The organism is Vibrio sp. E150_011, assembly GCF_053544015.1.
On sequence record NZ_JBHFOL010000006.1, the window covers coordinates 192,214 to 214,375 of the forward strand.

Genomic DNA, 22,162 nt, shown 5'->3' on the forward strand with positions numbered 1-22,162 from the left:
CCCGTGTATTATTACGCTACGTATTGTTATTTTTGCACTGAACCCGTCGAATCACGAACATTAAGTGTCGGTTCAAAATGGGAGGCAATAGGCAGCTTTTCGTCGTAGCATAAGTTCAATAATTGATGACAAGCATTACGAGATATTTCTTCTAACGGCACATGAACGCTCGTCATTGCTGGCGATGTATAACTCGATATATCGATGTCGTCATAACCAATAACTGAGATGTCTACGCCGACACGAATGCCTTGTCGATGTAGTGCTGCAATCGCGGCCATGGCACTGTTGTCATTACCACAAAACAACGCGGTAAACGGCTTGTCTTTAGCCAATAACTTTTGTGTGGCCACCGCGCCTTGTTCAAAACTGTAGCCACCAGATTCAATTAGGTCGGCATCTACCTCGATCCCTGAGGCTCTTAACTCATCGATAAACCCTTGGTGACGCATTTTTGCATCTTGCGCGCTCATTCGTCCGCTCACAACGGCAATATTCTTATGCCCCAATTCAACCAGATGACGAGCCGCTAACTTGCCTCCCTGATAATGATCGGCGCTAAAGGTTTTTTGCTCGAGTTCGTCGATATCACGGTTAATGAACACCACTTTCGGGTACCGTGCTTCAATTTTTGCTAGTTCAACCACGGACAACTCTGGACACGACATTAGAATGCCATCGCAGTCTCTCTCAATGAGATAATCTAAGCACGCTATCCGCTCTTTATCCGTCGTTGCATCCTCCGCATTGGCAAGGATGATGTGCTTATCGCGTTTCCGTAGTTCTCTTTCGATGGTTTGCAGCATCTTTCGATGAAACGACCCAGAGAATGATGGCACCCATAATCCAATGATATTCGACTTTTTCGACGATAATGAGCGTGCCATGCTGTTTGGCCGATAATTGAGATCCGACATTGCGGCGGCCACTTTATCCATTGTCTTAGCTGAAATAGAGGCATTACCAGAAAGATATCTGGAAACAGTTCCAACTCCAACTCCTGCCAGTTTTGCCACATCTTTTATCGTCGCCATTTGTTGTCACCCTATGGACTAGTCACTACTATATTTCACTTATATTAGTGAAATTACACCGTTTAAGACATCAATTTTTACACTTAATACACAAATACGTAGAATTCGTGACCAATTTCTCATGTTTATAATTTACTCAAAAAGTTCCTAGATCTGATGAGAAAGAAGCGCTATAAAATAATAAATGGAATCGATTCCATTATAGAAATACTACTTAGGACTATAACAAAACAACGAAAGGGTATTCTCATGATCAAGAACGTGACACTTGCTGCTGCTATCGCTATCGCCGCCTCCCCCGCTTTTGCTAAAGAAGAAGCAGAAGTTATGCATTGGTGGACATCGGGCGGTGAATCTGCAGCGATTAAAGTACTTGCGGACGCTTATGAAGCGGATGGCGGAACATGGCAAGACAGCGCCGTTGCAGGTGGGTCTAACGCACGATCGGCGGCAATCAACCGTATGATTGGTGGCTCTCCAACAACCGCCGCACTGTTTAACACCTCGCAGCAGTATCACGAGATGATTGCGGAAGACATGCTCAATAATATTGATGCCGTCGCCAAAGCAAATAACTGGGATCAAATCCTACCTAAACCTACCCTGGACGCGATTAAAGTTAACGGCCATTTTTATGCCGCGCCCGTCAATATCCACATGCCTGGTTGGTTCTGGTATTCAAAAGAAGCGTTTGATAAAGCCGGCATTGAGCAAGAGCCCCAAACTCCCGAAGAATTGTTCTCTGCCCTTGATAAGCTAAAAGAGGCCGGTTATATCCCACTCGCACTGGGAGGACAAAACTGGCAAGAAAACCTATTGTTCGCCACGGTACTTAGCAACATAGGGGGTAAACAACTGTATCTCGATGCCTTGGGTAAAAGAGACGCTGAGACGTTAAACTCTGATGGGTTTAAAACAGTTGTCGATACCTTCCTAAAACTTAAACCTTATGTTGACACAGGGTCTCCAGGTCGTAACTGGAATGACACCACCAGCTTAGTTATTAACGATAAAGCCGGTATACAAGTCATGGGGGACTGGGCAAAAGGCGAATTTACTCAGGCCAACAAAATTCCGGGCCAAGATTACGGTTGTTTCCCAGGTTTGGGCGATGACTCGCTTTACATCGTTGGTGGCGACGTGTTCGTCTTCCCTAAAACCGATGATAAAGACCAAATCGCCGCTCAGCAGAGTCTCGTTGAATCCATGCTTAAACCAGCGACACAAGTCGAATTCAATAACCTGAAAGGTTCAGTTCCAGTTCGAACCGATATTGATGTGTCCTCAATGGATATCTGTGCACAAAAAGGCGCAGCCATTCTAAAAGTCGCTGACCGCCAAATCCCAGATGGGTCAATGTTAATGGAAGAATATTTGTACGGTTCGTTAAAAGATGCCGTGACCGAGGTTTGGAACTCACCAAACATCACCACCGCGCAAGCCGTGACAATTTTCGAGCGCGCACTTCGCGACTAAACGCACTTGGCACCTTACACTTGGCACCTTCCCTCAAGGGCGGTGCCTATTTTATCTCTCATCTAATTAAATAAGGGAGATCCCGCATGGATCTAGTCGCCATTAAGCGGCACATTCGAAGAAACACACTGGCTTATGTAGCAATACTACCAATGGCTTTTACTGTCATTGTCGCTTACATGGGTACGATGTTTTGGTCGGTAAGGCTATCATTTACCAGCTCAAGAATGCTGCCTAAGTATGACTTTGTCGGATTCTCTCAATATGAACGTCTATTCGAGACATCACGTTGGGTCACATCGTTAGAAAACCTATTAGTCATCGCCTTTTTGTTTCTCGCTATTTGTTTTGTTCTCGGCTTTTTACTTTCTATTTTTATTGATCAAAAAATTAAAGCGGAAAGTTTCTTTAGGACTGTCTTTCTTTTCCCTTATGCCATGTCCTTTATCGTTACCGGACTCGTTTGGCAATGGATATTCAACCCACAGCTCGGTATTCAAAACGCCATGCACAACTTGGGCTGGGAATCGTTTACTTTTGACTGGATCGTCAATCCTGACATGGTGATCTACACCGTCATTATTGCAGCCGTTTGGCAAGGCTCTGGCCTAGTGATGGCGCTATTATTAGCAGGGTTAAGAGGTATTGATGAAGACTTATGGAAAGCAACAAAAATAGACGGTATTCCGACGTGGCGAGTTTATTTCAGCATCATCTTACCGATGCTGCGTCCAATGATTATTACCACCGTCGTACTGCTGTCCATCAGTATCATCAAGATGTATGACGTTGTTGTAGCCATGACGTTAGGCGGACCGGGTGTCGCCAGTGAAGTACCGGCGAAGTTTATTATGGATAACCTCTTTGAGCGCGCCAATATTGGCATTGCGACTGCCGCATCTACCGTCATGCTCACCACTGTACTGTGTTTAATCGCACCGTTTATTTACACCAACTACATCAAGAAACAAGGTAGGTAAGCTATGAGTATTCTCTCACCTACGATGACGCCAGCTGCCACTAAACGCCCAACCTCGGTTAAGGCACGATGGGGACGCATCGGCATCTATGGTTTTCTAACCATTACCGCGCTCTTTTTCCTATTGCCACTGTATGTCATGATCGTTACGTCATTTAAAGAACTCGACGAAATTCGCATGAGCAGTATTTTTGCCTTGCCACAGCAGCTGTCCTTTGATTCATGGAAAGTCGCATGGAGCAGCGCCTGTACTGGCTTAGAATGTAACGGCTTACAAGTGGGCTTTTGGAACTCGGTAAAGATATTGATCCCTAGTGTCATTATTTCTGTTTTATTTGGTGCAATAAATGGTTATGCCCTCTCCTTTTGGAAAATAAAAGGCGCAAACCTGCTGTTTGCTTGCTTGTTGCTGGGCGCATTCATTCCGTACCAAGTGTTCATCTACCCATTGATTCGTGTTTATGCCGATTTAGGTATCTACGGTACCTTAACAGGCGTTGTAGTCTCACACGTTATTTTTGGTATGCCTATCATGACGCTACTGTTTCGCAATTATTACAGTACCTTACCAATGGAACTGTTCAATGCCGCTCGTATTGATGGTGCAGGATTCTTTAAAGTATTTTTCTCCATAATGCTACCGATGTCGGTACCTATCATCATCGTAGCGGTCATTATGCAAGTGACGAATATCTGGAACGATTTCTTGATCGGGTTAGTCTTTGCAGGCACAGACAATCTACCGATGACCGTGCAACTTAACAATATCGTCAACACCACAACCGGTGAGCGTGCCTACAACGTCAACATGGCCGCTACCATTCTTACTTCTTTGGTCCCTCTTATCATCTATGTGGCGTCGGGACGTTGGTTTGTTAGAGGCATCGCTTCTGGCGCAGTAAAAGGATAATCATCATGGGTATAGTTAACATCAACAAGCTCGACATTAGTTATGAGAGCACAAAAGTCGTCAAGCAGTTAGACCTGTATATTAATGATGGTGAGTTTTTGGTTCTACTGGGGCCCTCAGGGTGTGGTAAGTCCACATTGCTTAACGCTATCGGTGGCCTTATTGACTCAAGTGGCGGCAGCATTTCATTTGACGGCAAAGATGTCACATGGACCGATCCAAAGGACCGCGGTATTGGGATGGTTTTTCAGTCCTATGCCCTTTATCCAACCATGTCGGTTGAGCGAAATATGTCGTTCGGATTGCGGATTGCGGGTGTCGACAAAGATACGATCAATAAGAAGGTACAATGGGCGGCTAAACTATTGCAGCTAGAACCCTTGCTTGATCGAAAACCCTCCGCGCTTTCCGGGGGCCAACGCCAGCGTGTTGCCATAGGACGAGCCCTTGTTCGAGATGCTGACATCTATCTGTTTGACGAGCCATTATCAAACCTTGATGCCAAGCTGCGTGCAGAGCTTAGATTGGAAATCAAAAAACTGCACAATACATTGAAATCCACTATGATTTACGTCACTCATGACCAGATCGAAGCACTGACGCTGGCTGACCGAATTGCAGTGATGAAAGATGGTATTATCCAGCAGTTGGATACCCCTCACAATGTCTATAACAAACCCGCTAACTTGTTTGTCGCCACGTTTTTAGGTTCGCCTGCGATGAACTGTGTTGACGGGAAACTAATGGTGGAAGGTGACAACATTTACTTCCGCTCTAAAGATTTGGTGCTAAACGTTACGTCTTACCCATTTAAGTCATCAGTAACCGATGGAAAAGCGGTGACATTAGGTATGCGACCAGAACATTTATTCACGTCTTTAGAGCATGATGATGAGGAAAATAGTATTACTGGCACGATAGAGTTGGTTGAACCCATGGGATCAGATACCCTCGTTTGGACTCAGTTTGATGCTGACCACACACTGTCTCACCGCACAACCACCGAATTTGAGATCCACGCTGGTGATAAGATTACCGTTAAGGTCGATGCGGCGCGCTGTTCAATATTCGACTCTGAATCCACACAGCGAATGTAATACGTTTCCTATGACTACGCCACTATCCAATAGTGTGGGAATCCATCTTGTTGGATTTATACTAAGGCACGTGATGTTAACCATCACGTGCCTTTTTAGGCTTATGAACGATCTTACCCGGTGGCATCGATGTCGATCTCTTTAGCTAAACATTCAGCGCTTCTAATTCAAACCGTTGGATGCACTGTTCATTAGAAATGTCCGTTTCAAGGTAACTATGATGAAGCATAAGGATCGATTTTACGATTTTCGTTCCGATACCTAGGCTGCCATTTTTTGCTTGGGGTTCAATGCTATTAACGAGACTGAATTCAATTCGTCTGCCTTCTGTATTCTCCAATACCGTAGCGATAATTTGCCCCCCAAAAGGGCTATGCCGTATCGCATTTTCCAAGAGGTTTAACAACATTCGCTCTAAAAGTGACTCATCTCCAATCGTCCAAATTTCACGATTTGTATCCATATATAAGGTTAACGCGCGCCGGTTTAGCTCAACTTGAATCGTTTGTTTGCAGGTGTGTAACACCTTAGAAAGATTAACGGATTCATATTGATAAACCGGTAACGCCGGTTGCTTTTTCGCAGCTTTAAGCAGAGACTGCAACTGAGCTGAGAGTTTGACACTATTATTGAAAGCAATATCGATTAATGGATCAGGGGTCGAGCTTTGTAAGCGCCAAGTTTCTAAATAACCCAACACACTCGACAGAGGCGTTTTCAGATCGTGACTTAATGTCATAAGAGATTCACGCTGTGCACTGGATTGATATTCAAGCTGCAAAAATTGTTGTTGTATCCGTTTTGCCATGAGTTGATATTGCTCTGCAATCGGCACTAGTTCAGGCACTTGATGCGTAAAATCAGGGGTTAAACGAAAGTCTTGTTCTGCCTGCTCTTGCAAGTTTCTCGTCACACGTTCCATCGGCAACAATAAACTGCGCTTAACGAGCCAATATGCAAGTAGGCTGAAACCCAAAATAGACAAGAGAATGAGTGACGCGAGTGCTAGGTAGGGTGTATCCAGTTGCGAATTAGCAATGTCGGTATGTCGACTACTGCCAATAACCACGTATAAATATCCGATGGTCGAGCCTAATTCAGTAATTGCAGCCACTGAAAACACTTTCTTTTGGTCGCTGTGTCGGGGATCATCACCAAGAATAGGAAACGGTTCGTTGATCAGAAAACGTTGGATTGGGGCCGTATCCACTTTATCCATTAACTCGGCGCCTTCTGGCGCGGCATGACTGGTAATATTGCCTTGGCTATCGAGAAAATAAATCTCAAAGTCGGGACCTATCAACATCAAGGTATGAAAAATAGACTTGAGTGCCACTGGATTATAATCGGTACCAATCATCAAAGGGTTATCGTCACGCATATGCGAAGCCAATTCTTTATGTAGGCTCTGTTTTGTTCGGAGTTCCGTCGTTTTTCTTTGCCAATCGTAAGTAAAGGCGATAAGTGCCGACGCCAATAAAAACCACACGCTGGTTAGCAAAATTAAGCGAGATTTAAAACTCATCGCAGCCTTGTTACCTGGCACCATGACTTCCTCCATTGCATCGAATTTCAAAACGATTTTTTATTTTTAGCGCCCACATCAACCCCAAAACACTCGAAAGATTGTGTTATGGCTGATTTTCAGAAGCATGCATCACACACTATCCGGCAAAAATTTGTACCCCACACCCCACACCGTTTGAATATAATTATGTACGCTATGAGCCTTGTTTAGCTTGGTTCGTAGGCGGTTAATGGTGCTACAAACCGTGTGATGATAACCACTATGATGCGTATCCCAAACATGTTCCAGCAACTCATCCTTGCTGTATACGCGACCGGGACGACGTGCAAGAAAATGCAAGAGCGTGAATTCGGTCGCCGTTAAATCAAGATGTTGACCTGCAAGTGCTACCGTGTGTTGCTCAGGATAAATAGACAATGAGCCTAAACTTAATGCTGGCGACTCGTGTTTGGTTTCTGAATGGATGGGCGTTAGGTGTTCGGTCTTATGCTGGCGATGATGACGTCGAAGAGTATTTCGTACCCTCGCCTGAAACTCGAGTACACTAAAAGGCTTAGTAATATAGTCGTCCACCCCTGCTTCTAGTCCATCAACTTTGTCCATCTCTGAATCACGCGCCGTCATCATTATTATTGGCACCCAGTCGTTTTGATGTCTCAGTTGCAAGCAGACATCTAACCCATCACCATCAGGAAGACCGCGATCCAGTACCAGCATATCAATGGATTGTTCACTATAGCGCTCAATGCCTTCTTTGACACTTGTCGCTCGAATGACGTGATGGCCCTGAAATTTAAGGTGCATTTGTATCAAGCCCGCGAGGTCTTCGTCGTCCTCCACTAGCATAATCGTCGCGGCGTCAGGGTTTAATACTTCGGTGACTGGTCTTTCCTTTGTGACCATGCTCGCTCCTTGCTTTGGTTTGGTGAAATAACGCGAATTTAATCACGCAGTAGAAAACCAGACCGAAGCAAGGCGCGATATCTTTCACTTGGTACGAATTATCGTCAGCAAGGCACCAGTGCTTGCAAAGCGGTGACTGGCATTCAATGCAGAGCCAATTAATCCGTCATCAACAGAGATAACCCCCGCATGAAACGCAAGTCTATCTATATCGTCACGAGCGGCATTGAAACCTTCCCCTCCACCAGCAGGACCCGGGATGGTGCTGGAAGACTCGCTATCGCCTTCTGTCCCCGCGTCCCATACGTTCATTGCCATCTCGTAGCTCTCATTCACACTTAATGAGTCGAGACTAATACCTGTCTCCCCAATAAATGCATCATTGGTGTTAACCAACATTGATGCCAATGACAATTCATTTGCACTAGAGGAATCAATACTAAAAGTCACGGTATCTGATGACCCAGGAAGTATCAGTCCATTACCAGAAACCCCCAGTTCCACATTACTTTGGGTGGCTTGCAAGCTTAGAATGTCACTATTGCTGCCCGATTCTGCGAGTTTTTCAAGCTCAAGCGATACAGGAACGCCAACAGAAAATAGTTCGTACTGGTTATTATGAGCAAGTACCGCAAGAGGAGACATGGGTTGATTAGCCGTCGTATTCTTCACCGTCACGGTGTACGTTCGCATCGTGTCGGCGCTTATATTGTTTGAATCATCCGGACAACCTGCTAGTAATGCGACGGAACTGGCAATCATGAATAGTTTATATTTCATAATAATCCCTTACTTAACAACAACAGTTAAAGTGGCAACCGGATTTAACCAACGATGGCTTGCATTGTCTAAATCACTGATGCCTGCGGCAGGGTCGCTATCACCAAGATTTCCCGCATGAACGTGGACTTTGGCGTTTGTCACGGTAGTTTCAACACCAGAACCCCCAGCACCGAAAGTAATGAATGGTGGATTAGGCATGCTCGCTGCTAATTCATCATTCGCTTCTGTACCCGCATCGTACCCACGGAGTCGCACCTTATAAGTCCCAGCTTCGCTCGGGATTTCCCAACTATCAAGTCCAACAAATCCATCATTTGTCGGCAGTAACATAGCCGAAATTGACAAGTAACCCATTGTGCCGGTGTCGATAGAGAATGTGGTTTGATCACCTGGATTAAGAATGCCACTTGCTGGGTTTTCTACGACGACACCACCCGCATTCGCTATTACGGATGAAAGCCCAGAAATATCACCACCTTCTGCCATCGCTTCAAGTTCAGGAGAAGCACTTTCGCCTGTTCTAAACATCACGAGGGTTGAATCGTGTGCCGCGACAATCAACGGCGTAAAATAAATGCCCTTAGTGGCGTTGGTTAGCGTAATATCGAGTTCAGCGGCTTGTGCGGAAACACCGGAAAGTGCGGCCGTCACCGATGTAAAAATAAGTCCTAGCTGAGTATGTTTGTTCATGTCAATTCCATCCTTATTGGTTTGATCGTTCTTAATACCCAATAAGCATGCACCTTATATCTATCTCCCCTTTCACACAGTTCTCATAAAAATCTCACAAGTTTATCCATGAATACTCACCATACTTTGGATGGGTATCATCCTACAAAACCGATTACTGATTTCTACAACACACTTATAAACTCTCTATTAGTCAAGTGAGTTAGTGTTAAATGCCGACATCACTCACTTATCATTTCAACAAGATGAATGAGAAACCAATGCCATATTCACTCGTTTCGATGCCTCATGAACTTGAGCTGGGAGGGATCTATTTTCCCCCTTTCTTGTTAGTGTGCGTTCTGAGTTATCTGCTTACGCTGTTGACCAGCAAAGTCGTTATTTATATGAAGTGGCACCGATTTTTTTATGCGTATGCTGTCGTAGAAGTCGCAATTGCCGCCATTTACGCATTATTAATCAGTCAATACTTGCTTCTCTTTTAGATCCAGCTTGAGCGTGAAAAGGTACTCCCCATGTCAAAAAAAATACTCTCATCGTTATTAATTATTGTCATCGCCGCTTACTTCGGTATACAGCGTTACACTGATTATATCGAAAACCCATGGACAAGAGACGGACAGATTCGAGCACATATCATCGAGGTCACACCGCGAGTAACAGGGCCGGTTACCCAATTAAATGTCGAAGACAATCATTTTGTTAAAGCCGGAGACGTATTATTTGAAATAGACCAAAGCGTCTTTATCGCATCACTTGATCAAGCCCGTGCAAATTTACTGCAAGCCAAAGCCTTACTCGAACGCGCAAAAAACGAGGAACATCGCTCTGCGGCACTAGAGAAAATCACCCCTGGATCAGTCCCTGTATTAACGTTAAACAACCTAGAAAATGACATACAAACCGCGAGCGCCAACGTTAAAGCGGCTGCGGCAGCAACAAAAGTCGCTGAACTTAACCTAGAGTTCACGACAGTCGTTGCACCAACAGATGGATTCATTACCAACCTAAATCTACAGCAGGGTTCTCAAGTTGTCGCTAATCAACCCGTCGTAGCCTTGATCGAAGACGACAGCTTTTGGGTGGAAGGTTTTTTTGAAGAAACCGATCTTCGCAACATCCGACTGGGTTCTGAGGCACAAGTGACACTCATGTCGCACCCAGATACCCCATTACATGGGTATGTAGAAAGCATGGGGTTTGGTATTTCAAAACAAGACGGGAGCACTGGATCTTTCCTACTTCCGACCGTTAATCCAAATTTCCAATGGATTCGCTTGGCTCAACGTGTGCCGGTTAAAGTAAAGCTCACAGAAACACCTGATGACTTTAACCTCATTGTTGGAACCACAGCATCCGTCTTAGTACATAAATCTCTGTAGGTCGATATGGGTAAGTTAGATATAAGAGAAGCATTAAAAATTAGCATAGCGGTTCCTGCTGCGCTGTTAATCGCATTGTGGCTTGGATGGGAAAAGGCATATTGGGCCGCCGCTACTGTCGTCATTCTCGCAACCAATGAATCATTTGGGCATTCAATTAAAACAGGCAAGGAACGCATACTCGGTGCCGCGCTCGGCAGTATACTTGCTGTTATTCTTGTCGCATTGTTTCCACAAAGTCCTATTTACTTTATGACGACGTTTATCGCGGTCTCTTCCATTCTTATCTACTTGTCAGGCTGCCAATATCACGGCTACCTATTTAAAATGGCGTTGACCGTTTGTACTTTAATCGCGATGGTTGGTGGTCTTGATAATGTGGCAACATTTCAGATAGCAGTGACTCGTTTGCAAGAAACCATACTAGGCGTTCTCGTCTTCACGTTTGTCTACACCTTCTTAGGGCAACAAGAAACCCAGCAGTTGGTCAAAAGTTCGTTTGAAGATGCACTTGAAGCAATACGGAAAAAAATCGTCAGTGCCCGGTACCCTAGTTTATTCGATAAATCGTCAACAGACGTCGAGTTTTCCACGGCAAAAAAACGCCTTATTTCCTTGTTATCTTTACCACTTAACGGAAGCCATGATCTAGCAAGTAACAAGAAAAACTATCAGATTTTACTAGCCGCGTTGATAGAGAGTGCGGAACGAGAAATAGAGTCGCCAGAATCTGAGCAGTTATTGATACACCGCTACTCAACAATAAAGCGCCTTCTCACTCAAAATGCCATAAACGATTGTTCAAGCAAGACGCTACCAGCCTTATTAGGGTTAACGGATCGTGAAGGTAAAGCGCTCATTAAACAAACTAAGCCAACACTCACTGTATTTACTAATTACCAAGCACGATTCATGACCGTTCTACAAAACGCATGTATTGTCGCAACAAGTTTTTTGATATGGATACACCTGCCGGTACCAGGCGGCACAACGTTCCCAATGTTAGCGTGTGTGCTTGCTAATTCTCTGGTTACCATGCCTAAATCCATGATTAAACACGTCATCGGCGGTTTCTTAGTATTTTCGGTCGTCATTTTGATTCAATTTGTATTGATTATGCCAGTACTGACCGAAGCGTGGCAGCTTGCTGCTTTCTATTTCGCTAATTTATTTTGTATTTGGTTAATATGCGACATACTTAAACAACCCTTACAAAAAATGTTAGGCGGGCAACTGCTTGTCGTTTTGACTAATGGAACGTTGCACCTGACTCCAACATACGATATCCAAACCCCAATCATCATGATTATTCTTGTGTTCATGTCTCTGGCTATTTGTAAGTTTTTTATAGATTTAATTCAGCCCGAGGTATTATTTCCTCATCGAATTAGCCCTACATAAAACGAACAAAATAATTCGCAAACGTAAAACCAGACAATAACATTAATGCCACTACTTTCATAAACCTATAAATTTAATATATCAGGGTTGTTTATAATAACTTGCAAACAACCCACTAACGCAACGAACTATAATAGTAACAATCTACAAAAATAACAATTGACTGCCTGATGTATAATAAAAAACCTAATTTGCGATGGTTTCGCCCATCAAAAACGATTATTTAAAATATCATTATTACTTTATTATAGGATCCTATAAAGGGAAGAAATCTACAATTAGCAAACAGATTCAACCCTAATAAATTAAAACAAAACACTGATAAAAAGCACTGATGTAGATATGAACATCATTCAGAATTTAACTATAAGGTTATATTAAATTCATCTGATTTTCATTATGTTGCCTAGCAAGTATGACCACTATCACTCTGAAAATCGTCGTGTTCTCGATGACTACTTTGCTCAGTTCAACACTCAACTTTTAATCTAACTCATAATTAAGTAGGCATATTATGAAAGGTATTATCTCCATTCAATCCCATGTGGTTTACGGACGTGCTGGCAACAGCGCTGCAGTCTTTCCGTTGCAACGTTTGGGATTCGAAGTATGGCCAATCCATACCGTACAATTTTCAAATAACGCACAATACAAACAAGGTTGGACAGGAACCAAATTTAACGCCAGTTTAATCGGTGAATTGACGTTAGGACTCGACCGAATTGGCGCATTAAGTGAATGCCAAGGTGTATTGTCCGGTTATTTAACTAACGGCGCTCAAGCACTTGAGATTAGAAAGTTAGTAAAGCAAGTAAAATGCTCAAACCCAAATGCAATCTACGTTTGCGATCCCGTGATGGGCGGCCCCAACAAAGAAGACGTTGTTAGTGATGATGTCACCAATGCTATCATCGAACACCTAACACCGATTGCCGACGTTCTCGTACCCAATCAATTTGAGTTAGCTGCCATTACTGGCATTACTATTGAGTCCTTACAAGATGCGATTTCAGCATGCCGAAAAGCATTGACGCTAGGTCCCACAATGGTCGTGGTGAAACACCTTCATAGTATTTCAGACAATGTCTTCACCATGTTATTCGCAATGAAAGACCTATGCTATATGGTTCAAAGGCCTTTCATTGAGTTCGACGAACAACCCGTTGGCGTTGGTGATTTAATCTCCGCACTTTTCACCGCAGGTTTGTTAAGTGGACTAGAGGCGCACAAGGCATTCGAATACGCTAACAATGCTTGCTACGGCATACTAAAAGAAACTCATATACAGAATGTACGAGAGCTTCAAATTGTTTCTGCACAAGATTGTCTCATCGAACCCAAAGACCGCTTTATGGTTCAACGCATCTACTAGATATAATACCTTGTGCTCTCGCAAGGTATTGCTCTTCAAAACAGACGATACGAAATATTCTAAACACGGTTATCGGACCGTTCGTTTTGACTTCTCAAACTCTCATCATGTAGTGAGCACTGCTGCTCACTACTGACTCATCACTTTAGCTCAAATACATGCCTGATACGTCTCTTCGTAAACAGCGCGTTATCACTCCCCTTGCTGCTAACCTAGAAACAGATAAATTGAAGGGTTTGGTCCTTCAAATGCGATTATCACGCTAACTCATACCCACTTATAATCTGACGACCAAGTTAACTACGCTTCTTGGTAATGTAATGAATTTTTGTGAATGGACATAACGTTTTGAGCCATGCTCTTGTATTGGGAAAGGATGCCCAATTTTTCTGCTATCATTCCCTCACGAGCGCCGCCAAGGCACCCCGCAGATATCAATCGAGACCGAGTGTTGATGCACCTCATTAAATAATTCTCTGTGGTCGCTTAATCGGAATGTCATTGACTTAACAACTCCGCTAACGGTTCGTTCATTTTCCCATCAGAGACTATGGTGCCACTCGCTACTGAAAACAGCTCAAAGCACACCTTGGCTCACTTTCTATATCCAAAACGCTAGCTATACGATTTACGACTACCATTTATTTATTACAGTCACAGTCACAGTCACAGTCACAGGTATAAAAAAGCCGTGCCTTATAATAAGCCACGGCAATAACAACATTGTTTTAAATCAATCCCGGTATAGGAGAGGTTTAACTCTACTAAAAACCCGTCCCAACTTGAAAATAAAGTGTGCCTTCACCTTCGCTGATAGCGTAGTCCATACCGACATTTAATCCATAGCGACGCGCAATGTTGTATCTAAAACCAGCACCATACGCACTTACCGTACTTTCATACAGCGCTTCGGACTCTTCTGCTGCTGACCCGACGCCATAAAAACCAGTTAAAGTCCACCTTGAAGTCATGTGCCACATCGCTTGCGCTTGCAGAGTGCTGACTTCATTGCCTTGATATTTAAACGCCGCCACCCCTCGCATATTGATATACGGATTAGACAGTGGAGGCAAAAACAATTCTTCCGTTTTTAATGAACTATACGAGCCTGCAAACCCCAGTGTCAGCGAGTCATTCACGGGCACATATTTGAACGCGTCCACATCCAAAGTGTGATAATTGTAGTCACTACCCAGTGCCTCATCATAAATCATATACTCAGCGACAATCGACGCCCCTTTGGTTGGAAAAAACAAGTTGTTCCTTGTATCCAGTTCCGCTATCACACCTAGAGAAGATACGGTGCTTTGCAATGACTGTGATATATTGGGGATATCGATAATATGACCTGATAAGTCAACCGACGCACTATTTATACTCGTAGAGAACGTTGACACGCTTTGTGAAACACCCAAAAAAAGCTGGGTATTGGGTAGCCGAAATTCAACATGTTGTTTTAGTAGAAAACCTTCACTAGCCGTCGACATTTGCAATGATGCATCAATAGGCCAGTTATCAGGGGCACGACGAAAAACATCGATATTGGCATGGCCATATCCCATTCCTCCCAAGTATCTAATGCTATCATCATTCCACGTATGACGATGAGCAACCAGAGCCATCCAGGTTCCGTTGTCAGTAACGGCACCACCTGCGACAGTAATCGCGGGCGCTAGTAATTGCGCCCCACCGTCCGTTGAACTTAAAGCGTGTGCTTTTCTATTCTGTTTGTCTTTCTCTGATTCATGGAGAAACATGCCTAAAAACCCGCCCCCGACCCCTACTGCAGGTTCAGTGATCAGTATTGGTATAGGCATAAAGCCGTGTGCATTATTGGCCAAGTAGTCGCCCATATCAAATTGGCCGTCAATCGGGTCTAAAAAACTTGCAAACGTTGGTGTAGAAAACAGACTAATTATAGTAAATAAAAATAGTTGATGATGTTTAATAGGCATAATATTGTCTTGCGTAAAAAACTCGATTAATATTGAAAATCATATTTTCTTAAATATTAATCGAGCCAAAATTAAAGTGTTTGTTCTTTCATATATAAAAGAATTAATCGTTATTGAGGAACTTCTTTAGTCCAAAGGTTTAAACCTTGTGCTTTCCTATAACCATAGTTGTACAGGTTAACCATATACTCAGTATCAAACATTTTTTTGCTCTGTTTGTGCGCTTTAAACTCAGGATCCACATAAGTAAAATCTATATCTAAATCACTTTCTTTACTCATATAGAGCATTCGATACATATCTCCACGAGTTTGTTGTAACGTCAAACTCGTGATGCTTCGAGTTAATAAGTCGACCCCCTTATCGGCAACGCGTTGATATGAGCTTTTCAGCGTCCCGTTTCTGATTACATGGACCTGTGGCTTATTTTTTAGCCCCATCGCCTTGCTCATTTGTCCATAATCGTAATTCGCTGGATCAAAGAACATTTGGTAGGTTAACCCACCATCAACGTGTAACTCTTCCAGCGTCTCACCTTCGTAATTTACCGAAATAAATTGTGGTGGAAAAACGCCGGGTATCGACGAACTTGCCGCCAGTATTTGATGAATGAGATCCGCCTTGTTTTCAAGGTTGCTGTCAGCTATTTGGCCAATATTCCATACCGATTGCTGACCAGAATCAAAATGTGTTGTGCCAATGAAAAGACGCTTGCCTTGTCTATGTCGCTCCGCCATACGCTCAATCATTTCGGAGTCATAGATCTCTTGCATTAATAACAACAAACTCTGGCCATTGGTAAAGGCATCTTTGAACAACGTATTAAGGAAGTTCTTTTTCCCCAACACTCTGTCATCATTTAGCCCCAGCATGACTTCTTTAAGTTGGTGAATATCCTCGCCTCCCGTATAGACAAACGGAGCGATGAGTGCGCCAGCGCTTATGCCTGTAATGATTGAATAATCAGGGAGTTCACCAGCATCGTATAAACCATTTATCACGCCGGCACCAAATGCGCCATTCGCCCCTCCGCCAGAAAGCGCCAAGATGTTTAAGCGGTCACCATTTACCGTAATCACAGGTGAATGCGCGACATCAGAGGTAAGAAAGTCTGGTTTTTCACCACCCCAAAATCGAACCGGTTCTTCTAAATTTAGTTTTTCTGTCCCACTAACGGTAACAAGTTGATAATTTTCTTTAGTAACACGCTCATCCAAAGCGTGATGTGTTGAACATGCAGACAGCAATACTGACAGCACAACGATGCCAAATTTGGTTTTCATAATAGAACTCAAACAAAATAATATAAATAAGATTAAGAAACAGGCGAGTTATTCCAACTAGAATCGATAACCCAAGTTAACAGTTAGCGCATTTCTTGTTTCGCCTCGGTTATATAACATCGTTAGATTATAGTGCTTGCCGATTTGCTTATTGAAGCCGACGAGGTAAGCCCACTTATTTAGATCCACTCCTACATCATAATCAAATTCTTTTTCGCCAAAATAGGGAATCTCAACCTTACCTAGATTTCCACTCATACGTGGTCTTAGTCCCTGATACTCAGCACCAATAAAAATTTGCGCTCGATAGTCAACCAGTTGATAACCTAGCATCGGTTGGATAGTCACAATACCATCACCCCAATCAGCGTTATTGTTACCCTTAAGTCTTGTCAGCGAGTATGTACCCGTTACCGAAGCGAAAAATTCTTTATAACCCGCCGATAATGTCGTACCAGCACCGATTAAGTCGTACTGAAGATGAATCGGTACACCAAATTGTACTGATGGCAAGTCAGGTAAAGGCCAAGGAGTATCCAATCCTTTAAATGTCGCATCAACCACTGCATTTACATCGATCTGACCTACGTACCCAAACACATTCCAAAATGGCAAAATATTGACATCACCACGAATCGTTAGAGACTCCGCCGTCACATGGGCTATCGTTTGTTCGGGATCAAAAAAGTCATTAAGCCCCATCCCCATGATATTGAAATCAGTAAAATTAAAATCCATATCTTGATTACGATAAGCGACCGAAATACCAAACGGTAGTGGTACGTCAATACCCTGACGTCTAACCATATCAGCCATTAGCGGGAAGGTACGATCCAACTCTACGTATTCTTCTCTCATACGTGGATCCGAGACTTTAGTGAGCAGTGCTTCATCCTTCACTACGGCCCCCAAATTATCGTCGTAATAAACGACCGGGGTTAAGTCAATTTCAATTTTCGCTGCTTTCTTTTTATGTTTACCTATCGCTGTTATTTTTTTATCTTTAATCACCGTGCGACCGTTAAGTAAGGTATCAAAGAATGTCGTCTGCTGATAACTATCAATCAAGTATTTACCTTGAGTAAACGGTTGGCGATTAGTCACAATTAAAGATACAGGTTGGCCATCGGTTAACAGCAACTTGCCTTGCATGAACCTAAAATACGCCAAATCTTGTGGTAGTGTATATTTTGAATAATCAAACGTTATTTCAAGGTCGCCATTGCCAAGATCTTTAACTTTCACTGATTCTTTATCATACATTTCAGCGTATTGACGCATTTGATATTCAGCTTTTGTAATAGACTCAATGTTTTCGAGCAAATTTTCATTTTCGTTAACATTATTAGGGTCATATTTAATGCGTAAATCAATATTCCCTTTTTTATCCGTAGTCTGAACCAGGTAAACTTCTGATTCACGAACTTGGTCAGCAATCGTTACTTTTTTGCGCGCATGCTCAACAAAGTGTAATTCCTGTACCATCGCGCTAATTCCCAACTTTGGTAGATACTTAGGAACCCCATACTCTTCCATCGTTGCTGGCTTCGATGGTAAAGTGTCAACATTTTCAGCATCGGCATTCGCAATAACTGCACCAGAAAAAGCCAAAGGAAAAATAGAAATAAGAGTGCGAGTCATTTTATTTTTAAGCTTGAACATTTAATTACCTTAATTAACGGAAGTCAAAACTATAATTCCGTTAGTTAATTATTTTACGATATACAATTCCTTGTATCCGTAATTATAAATAAAGTGTTATCTTGGCGCGCTAAAACTGCATTAATAAAATGAAACGCACACAAACAAGTAACCACTTCGTTGTTGGGCATATAATATGCTTGATACCCAAAAGTGGTGAATCGCGTTTGTAGGATGTAACCCTCATGACTATACTCGTTCATGTTCGGTTCGCAGTGTTGATCATCTTGACTACATGTTATCTTGTTGACAATTATGCGGCTGATCGACACATTACAGGATTGGGAACAAACACTATGAATTTTAGCATTGAGCAGTTAAACAGCTTCGTGGCAGTCTATGAACAAGGATCATTTAGCAAAGCAGCGGTTCAACTCGACAAGCACCGAACCACTATCGGGCAAGTCATCAATAATCTCGAGGATGAATTGGCGGTTGAGTTGTTCCAAAGAATAGGCCGAACGGCCAAACCCACTGAAGATGCCAAGCTACTGTATTCCTATGCAAAACTCGTTGTTGAGCAAGCTCGTTCATTTGATAAAGTGGCGCTTAGCTTATCTTTTGGTGAGCTAGAAAGCATTAATATTGCTTATAATAGTTTTATTCCACCAAGTGCAATTCGAGCGATTCGAATTCGATTATTCGAACTTCATCCTACAATGAAAGTGAATTTCTCGGTAAAAAGCCGACAAGAGATTCGTGATGGCATCTTGGCAGATGAGATTCAGTTCGGGCTCATCAATGCGGACGACCGACGCATGATTAGTAGTATTCAATCGACACTATTAAATAACCTTACCTTCAGCATTTACGCGGCAAAAGATAGTGACATCGCTAAAGCACCTAAATCGGAACGCTGGGGTTTACTCAAAACGACGAAACAACTGATTATTAAAAGTTTACTCGATGACAAAATGGGAGCAAAGATTATTATTTCTGCCGATCATGAGTATGTTGATCAGCTTACGGTCGCCATGGAACTCGTTCAGCACAATGTGGGGTGGGCAATGCTACCTCGAGCTGTGACTTACACCGACTTTGATGATCACGGACTTGTTGAAATTGAAACCGACGCTGTGAGAGAGAATTTTCGAATCCCCGTGGCGATCTGCTCCCCTCATTCCAAGCAACTAAGGACATTACATAGCGAGATTGCCAGCGCACTAGTCAGTTATGTAGAGCGCGTCAACAAAAACGCAGGCCTAAGCTAACTTTAAGTCTGCATGCGTAGTTTGTGAGGATTGAATCCTTCATAAGCGATTATTCCTAATTCACTCGTCCGATTACTATCCTTTCCGAAATCTACACCACATTTTAGAAAGGATACCCATGAACAAACTACTTTTATCGGCCATGATTGCCAGTGCTTCTGCCAGTGCTTTTGCGCAACCTCATCTTAGCGCTGAACAAAATCTCGATATCATTAATAAGGAAATGAGCCACCTTGAGCAACAAACTGCTGATGTTGGCCTTTTCGTTGTTACGGAGCAATCAGCAAACTTCGAAACAATCCAATATGTCGGTACATTAGAAGAAAACTTCACAGAGCGTTACATTTCTTCAGACCAAGCAAAAGAGATGAACTTGGAAAAAATCAAGAAGTTCCATGTTTACAGCGCGATCAATCCAAATCAAATTAGCAAAAACATTATTAAACACATCGAACGTGATCAACCTAAATATTTCTCCGTCGACTTCTATCAAAACACGGTCGGTAATTCAGATATGGTTGAGTTTGTCGCGAAAGTGATCGAATACAAGTAACCGCCCTGCCCTCATATGTAATAGAGCCTGTTTCTGTATTAGAAACAGGCTAAATAGTCATGATAAGAAAACAACTTTCACTTTTAATCAGCATACTAATAACGCCGTTCACTTTAGCTCAGTCCACTGATAGTACGACATTAACTGGACAACTTTCTGACCAGTTTATTAAAGGCGAACATCTTTATTGCGAGTATAAATATGAATTCGAGGTTTTTTATGTCGTAAAACGACATATTGAAACCTGTTCACCAACTGCTATTGGTGATGTCGTCGCTAAGAAAAAGGTTAAAAAACCGACACTCAAAGTACCACGTGTGTGGAAGGATGTTCGGTAGCACTTTGGGAGCGATGTTTTGCCACCGTTTAACCAAAAATTACACCTCATTGAATGGACTCAATTACTAGGAAAGCCAATGAATTTAATGAGCTCTATTCTTCAGAAACCTAACCGTCAATTAATCACGGTATTATTTCTCTTCGCTTTAATCTCAGGTTGTGCCACCCATCAGCCACAGGTAGACAATAATTTTGAAAGTGATTGGCAATATCAGACCTTCCACGGAGAAGTGTCATTAATTTCTTCTGCGCCTCAGGCGTTTGCACAACGTTTAGCCCTTGTTCGTACCGCGCAAAAATCAATCGACATCGAATATTTTTCGTGGACTAAGGACGTATCTGGTTTAATGCTGATGGATGCATTAACACAAGCGGCAAAGCGCGGAGTAAAGGTACGAATTATCCTTGATGATTTACTCATATTTAACGAAACATGGCTGGCGTCCGCTAACCAAACCCCCAATCTCGACATCCGTATTTTCAACCCTTTTAAGTCGAGAAAAACAAACTGGTTAGGTCGATCGTTTGATTATCAAAGCAACAAAGCACAACTCAACCACCGCCTACATGAAAAATACTTCAACATCGATGGCGAGGTGCTGATTCTAGGGGGGCGCAACATTGGTGATGATTACTTTAGTTTCAAATCTAAAAATAATTTTTTCGATTTGGATACCCTAATTAAAGGTCAAGTCATTAACCCTTTCGAAGAAAACTTTTTGGCATTGTGGGAGAACGACTTAGTCACACCGATAGAAGCACTAATAACATCAAAAAAACAAAATAGTGACGAATTGACTCAAGCGGTCGCCAAATCAGTGGAACAAAATCAAGCATTGGTCACCCGTATTGAATCTGAAGTCAATGCGCTTGATGACGCTATTTACGTCCCAGCCAAAATCACTCCTATTTTTGACTCGGTAGACAAGGTCGGCACCTCCATGCCTTACTTCAAAAAGCGCTTAGAACATTTTGTTTATCGCTATCCAAGTAAAAAAGAGGAGTTGATTATTTCGACCCCCTATTTGATACCGCATAATGATGGGTTTAAGGTCATCCCTGATTTTATTAATCATGGTGCCGATGTCACGCTGTTTACCAATTCAGCCGCATCGAACGACTCACCATTCGTACCGGCTTATTACGCGCAGCATCGTCAGGGTTTGCTTGATTTAGGTGTTAATATTTATGAATATGACACCGACGCGACCCATCGCGACAACTATCATTCTGCTAACGGACATTTCCACAATAAAGCGTTTATCTTGGACAACATTTTGAGTTACGTCGGTTCGTCAAATTTCGATCCTCGCTCAGATTTTCTTAACCTTGAGTTTGGCATAGTCATTGAAAGCGAAGCGTTTGCCGAACAATTAAAGCGTTACTTGTTCTCCGAAGACCATTCTTATTATTGGCATGTTCAACAAGATAAAAACGACACATCATGGGAAAGCGATACACAAAAAATCACCAAAGAACCTGGTACAACGCTACTAAGCCCAGTAAGCAACGCCCTATTTCGAAGCTTAAACATTGAATCTGAACTTTAATCAATGCGCTAGATA

19 protein-coding genes are annotated in these 22,162 nt (G+C 42.7%); 11 read left to right on the plus strand and 8 right to left on the minus strand.

Going from position 1 to position 22,162, the window contains the following annotated elements; genetic code table 11:
• Positions 1-26: 26 nt before the first annotated feature.
• Positions 27-1,034 carry a LacI family DNA-binding transcriptional regulator gene (locus ACE1OE_RS12090; RefSeq protein WP_449211211.1) on the minus strand — a complete coding sequence of 336 codons (1,008 nt, stop codon included), beginning with the start codon at positions 1,032-1,034 and terminating at the stop codon, positions 27-29.
• Positions 1,035-1,283: 249 nt separating this feature from the next.
• Here ACE1OE_RS12090 and ACE1OE_RS12095 point away from each other — a divergent pair, with 249 nt between their 5' ends.
• From ACE1OE_RS12095 to ACE1OE_RS12110, 4 genes are all read left to right on the plus strand, one after another.
• Positions 1,284-2,510: an ABC transporter substrate-binding protein gene (locus ACE1OE_RS12095; protein WP_449211212.1), complete on the plus strand. Its 1,227-nt coding sequence runs from the start codon at positions 1,284-1,286 to the stop codon at positions 2,508-2,510.
• 86 nt (positions 2,511-2,596) lie between these two features.
• A complete protein-coding gene (locus ACE1OE_RS12100) occupies positions 2,597-3,490 on the plus strand; it encodes a carbohydrate ABC transporter permease (RefSeq protein ID WP_372059573.1) in 894 nt (297 codons plus the stop codon).
• Between the two features lie 24 nt (positions 3,491-3,514).
• Positions 3,515-4,399 carry a carbohydrate ABC transporter permease gene (locus ACE1OE_RS12105; protein ID WP_198593062.1) on the plus strand — a complete coding sequence of 295 codons (885 nt, stop codon included), beginning with the start codon at positions 3,515-3,517 and terminating at the stop codon, positions 4,397-4,399.
• Positions 4,400-4,404: 5 nt separating this feature from the next.
• Positions 4,405-5,496, plus strand: a complete 1,092-nt coding sequence (locus ACE1OE_RS12110) for an ABC transporter ATP-binding protein (RefSeq protein WP_449211213.1) — start codon at positions 4,405-4,407, stop codon at positions 5,494-5,496.
• Between the two features lie 145 nt (positions 5,497-5,641).
• Here ACE1OE_RS12110 and ACE1OE_RS12115 read toward each other — a convergent pair whose 3' ends face one another.
• From ACE1OE_RS12115 to ACE1OE_RS12130, 4 genes are all read right to left on the minus strand, one after another.
• Entirely contained in the window at positions 5,642-7,021 is a 1,380-nt protein-coding gene (locus ACE1OE_RS12115) for a sensor histidine kinase (RefSeq protein ID WP_449211259.1), read from the minus strand.
• A 132-nt stretch (positions 7,022-7,153) separates the two neighbouring features.
• Positions 7,154-7,927, minus strand: a complete 774-nt coding sequence (locus tag ACE1OE_RS12120; protein WP_449211214.1) for a response regulator transcription factor — start codon at positions 7,925-7,927, stop codon at positions 7,154-7,156.
• Between the two features lie 84 nt (positions 7,928-8,011).
• A complete protein-coding gene (locus ACE1OE_RS12125; protein WP_449211215.1) occupies positions 8,012-8,707 on the minus strand; it encodes a spondin domain-containing protein in 696 nt (231 codons plus the stop codon).
• A 9-nt stretch (positions 8,708-8,716) separates the two neighbouring features.
• A complete protein-coding gene (locus ACE1OE_RS12130) occupies positions 8,717-9,400 on the minus strand; it encodes a spondin domain-containing protein (RefSeq protein ID WP_449211216.1) in 684 nt (227 codons plus the stop codon).
• Between the two features lie 260 nt (positions 9,401-9,660).
• On the opposite strand from ACE1OE_RS12130, the gene ACE1OE_RS12135 reads away from it, so the two are divergent.
• The 4 genes from ACE1OE_RS12135 to pdxY all read left to right on the plus strand — a co-directional run bounded on the left by ACE1OE_RS12135 (position 9,661) and on the right by pdxY (position 13,555).
• Positions 9,661-9,885, plus strand: a complete 225-nt coding sequence (locus tag ACE1OE_RS12135) for a DUF1656 domain-containing protein (RefSeq protein ID WP_449211217.1) — start codon at positions 9,661-9,663, stop codon at positions 9,883-9,885.
• Positions 9,886-9,915: 30 nt separating this feature from the next.
• Entirely contained in the window at positions 9,916-10,782 is an 867-nt protein-coding gene (locus ACE1OE_RS12140; protein ID WP_449211218.1) for an efflux RND transporter periplasmic adaptor subunit, read from the plus strand.
• A 6-nt stretch (positions 10,783-10,788) separates the two neighbouring features.
• The gene (locus ACE1OE_RS12145; RefSeq protein ID WP_449211219.1) at positions 10,789-12,183 is read left to right on the plus strand and encodes an FUSC family protein; all 1,395 of its coding nucleotides are present in this window, start codon (positions 10,789-10,791) and stop codon (positions 12,181-12,183) included.
• A gap of 514 nt (positions 12,184-12,697) precedes the next feature.
• Positions 12,698-13,555: a pyridoxal kinase PdxY gene (gene pdxY, locus ACE1OE_RS12150; RefSeq protein WP_449211220.1), complete on the plus strand. Its 858-nt coding sequence runs from the start codon at positions 12,698-12,700 to the stop codon at positions 13,553-13,555.
• Between the two features lie 764 nt (positions 13,556-14,319).
• Here pdxY and ACE1OE_RS12155 read toward each other — a convergent pair.
• From ACE1OE_RS12155 to ACE1OE_RS12165, 3 genes are all read right to left on the minus strand, one after another.
• On the minus strand, positions 14,320-15,510 hold the full coding sequence (locus ACE1OE_RS12155; RefSeq protein ID WP_449211221.1) for a BamA/TamA family outer membrane protein: 1,191 nt from the start codon (positions 15,508-15,510) through the stop codon (positions 14,320-14,322).
• Positions 15,511-15,620: 110 nt separating this feature from the next.
• Entirely contained in the window at positions 15,621-16,793 is a 1,173-nt protein-coding gene (locus ACE1OE_RS12160; protein WP_449211222.1) for a patatin-like phospholipase family protein, read from the minus strand.
• A gap of 57 nt (positions 16,794-16,850) precedes the next feature.
• A complete protein-coding gene (locus ACE1OE_RS12165; protein ID WP_449211223.1) occupies positions 16,851-18,455 on the minus strand; it encodes a hypothetical protein in 1,605 nt (534 codons plus the stop codon).
• 335 nt (positions 18,456-18,790) lie between these two features.
• On the opposite strand from ACE1OE_RS12165, the gene ACE1OE_RS12170 reads away from it, so the two are divergent.
• From ACE1OE_RS12170 to ACE1OE_RS12180, 3 genes are all read left to right on the plus strand, one after another.
• Positions 18,791-19,705 (plus strand): LysR family transcriptional regulator, encoded by a 915-nt coding sequence (locus ACE1OE_RS12170; RefSeq protein ID WP_449211224.1) that lies wholly within the window; start codon positions 18,791-18,793, stop codon positions 19,703-19,705.
• Between the two features lie 118 nt (positions 19,706-19,823).
• On the plus strand, positions 19,824-20,258 hold the full coding sequence (locus ACE1OE_RS12175; protein WP_449211225.1) for a hypothetical protein: 435 nt from the start codon (positions 19,824-19,826) through the stop codon (positions 20,256-20,258).
• A 416-nt stretch (positions 20,259-20,674) separates the two neighbouring features.
• The gene (locus tag ACE1OE_RS12180; protein ID WP_449211226.1) at positions 20,675-22,147 is read left to right on the plus strand and encodes a phospholipase D-like domain-containing protein; all 1,473 of its coding nucleotides are present in this window, start codon (positions 20,675-20,677) and stop codon (positions 22,145-22,147) included.
• Positions 22,148-22,162: the final 15 nt, after the last annotated feature.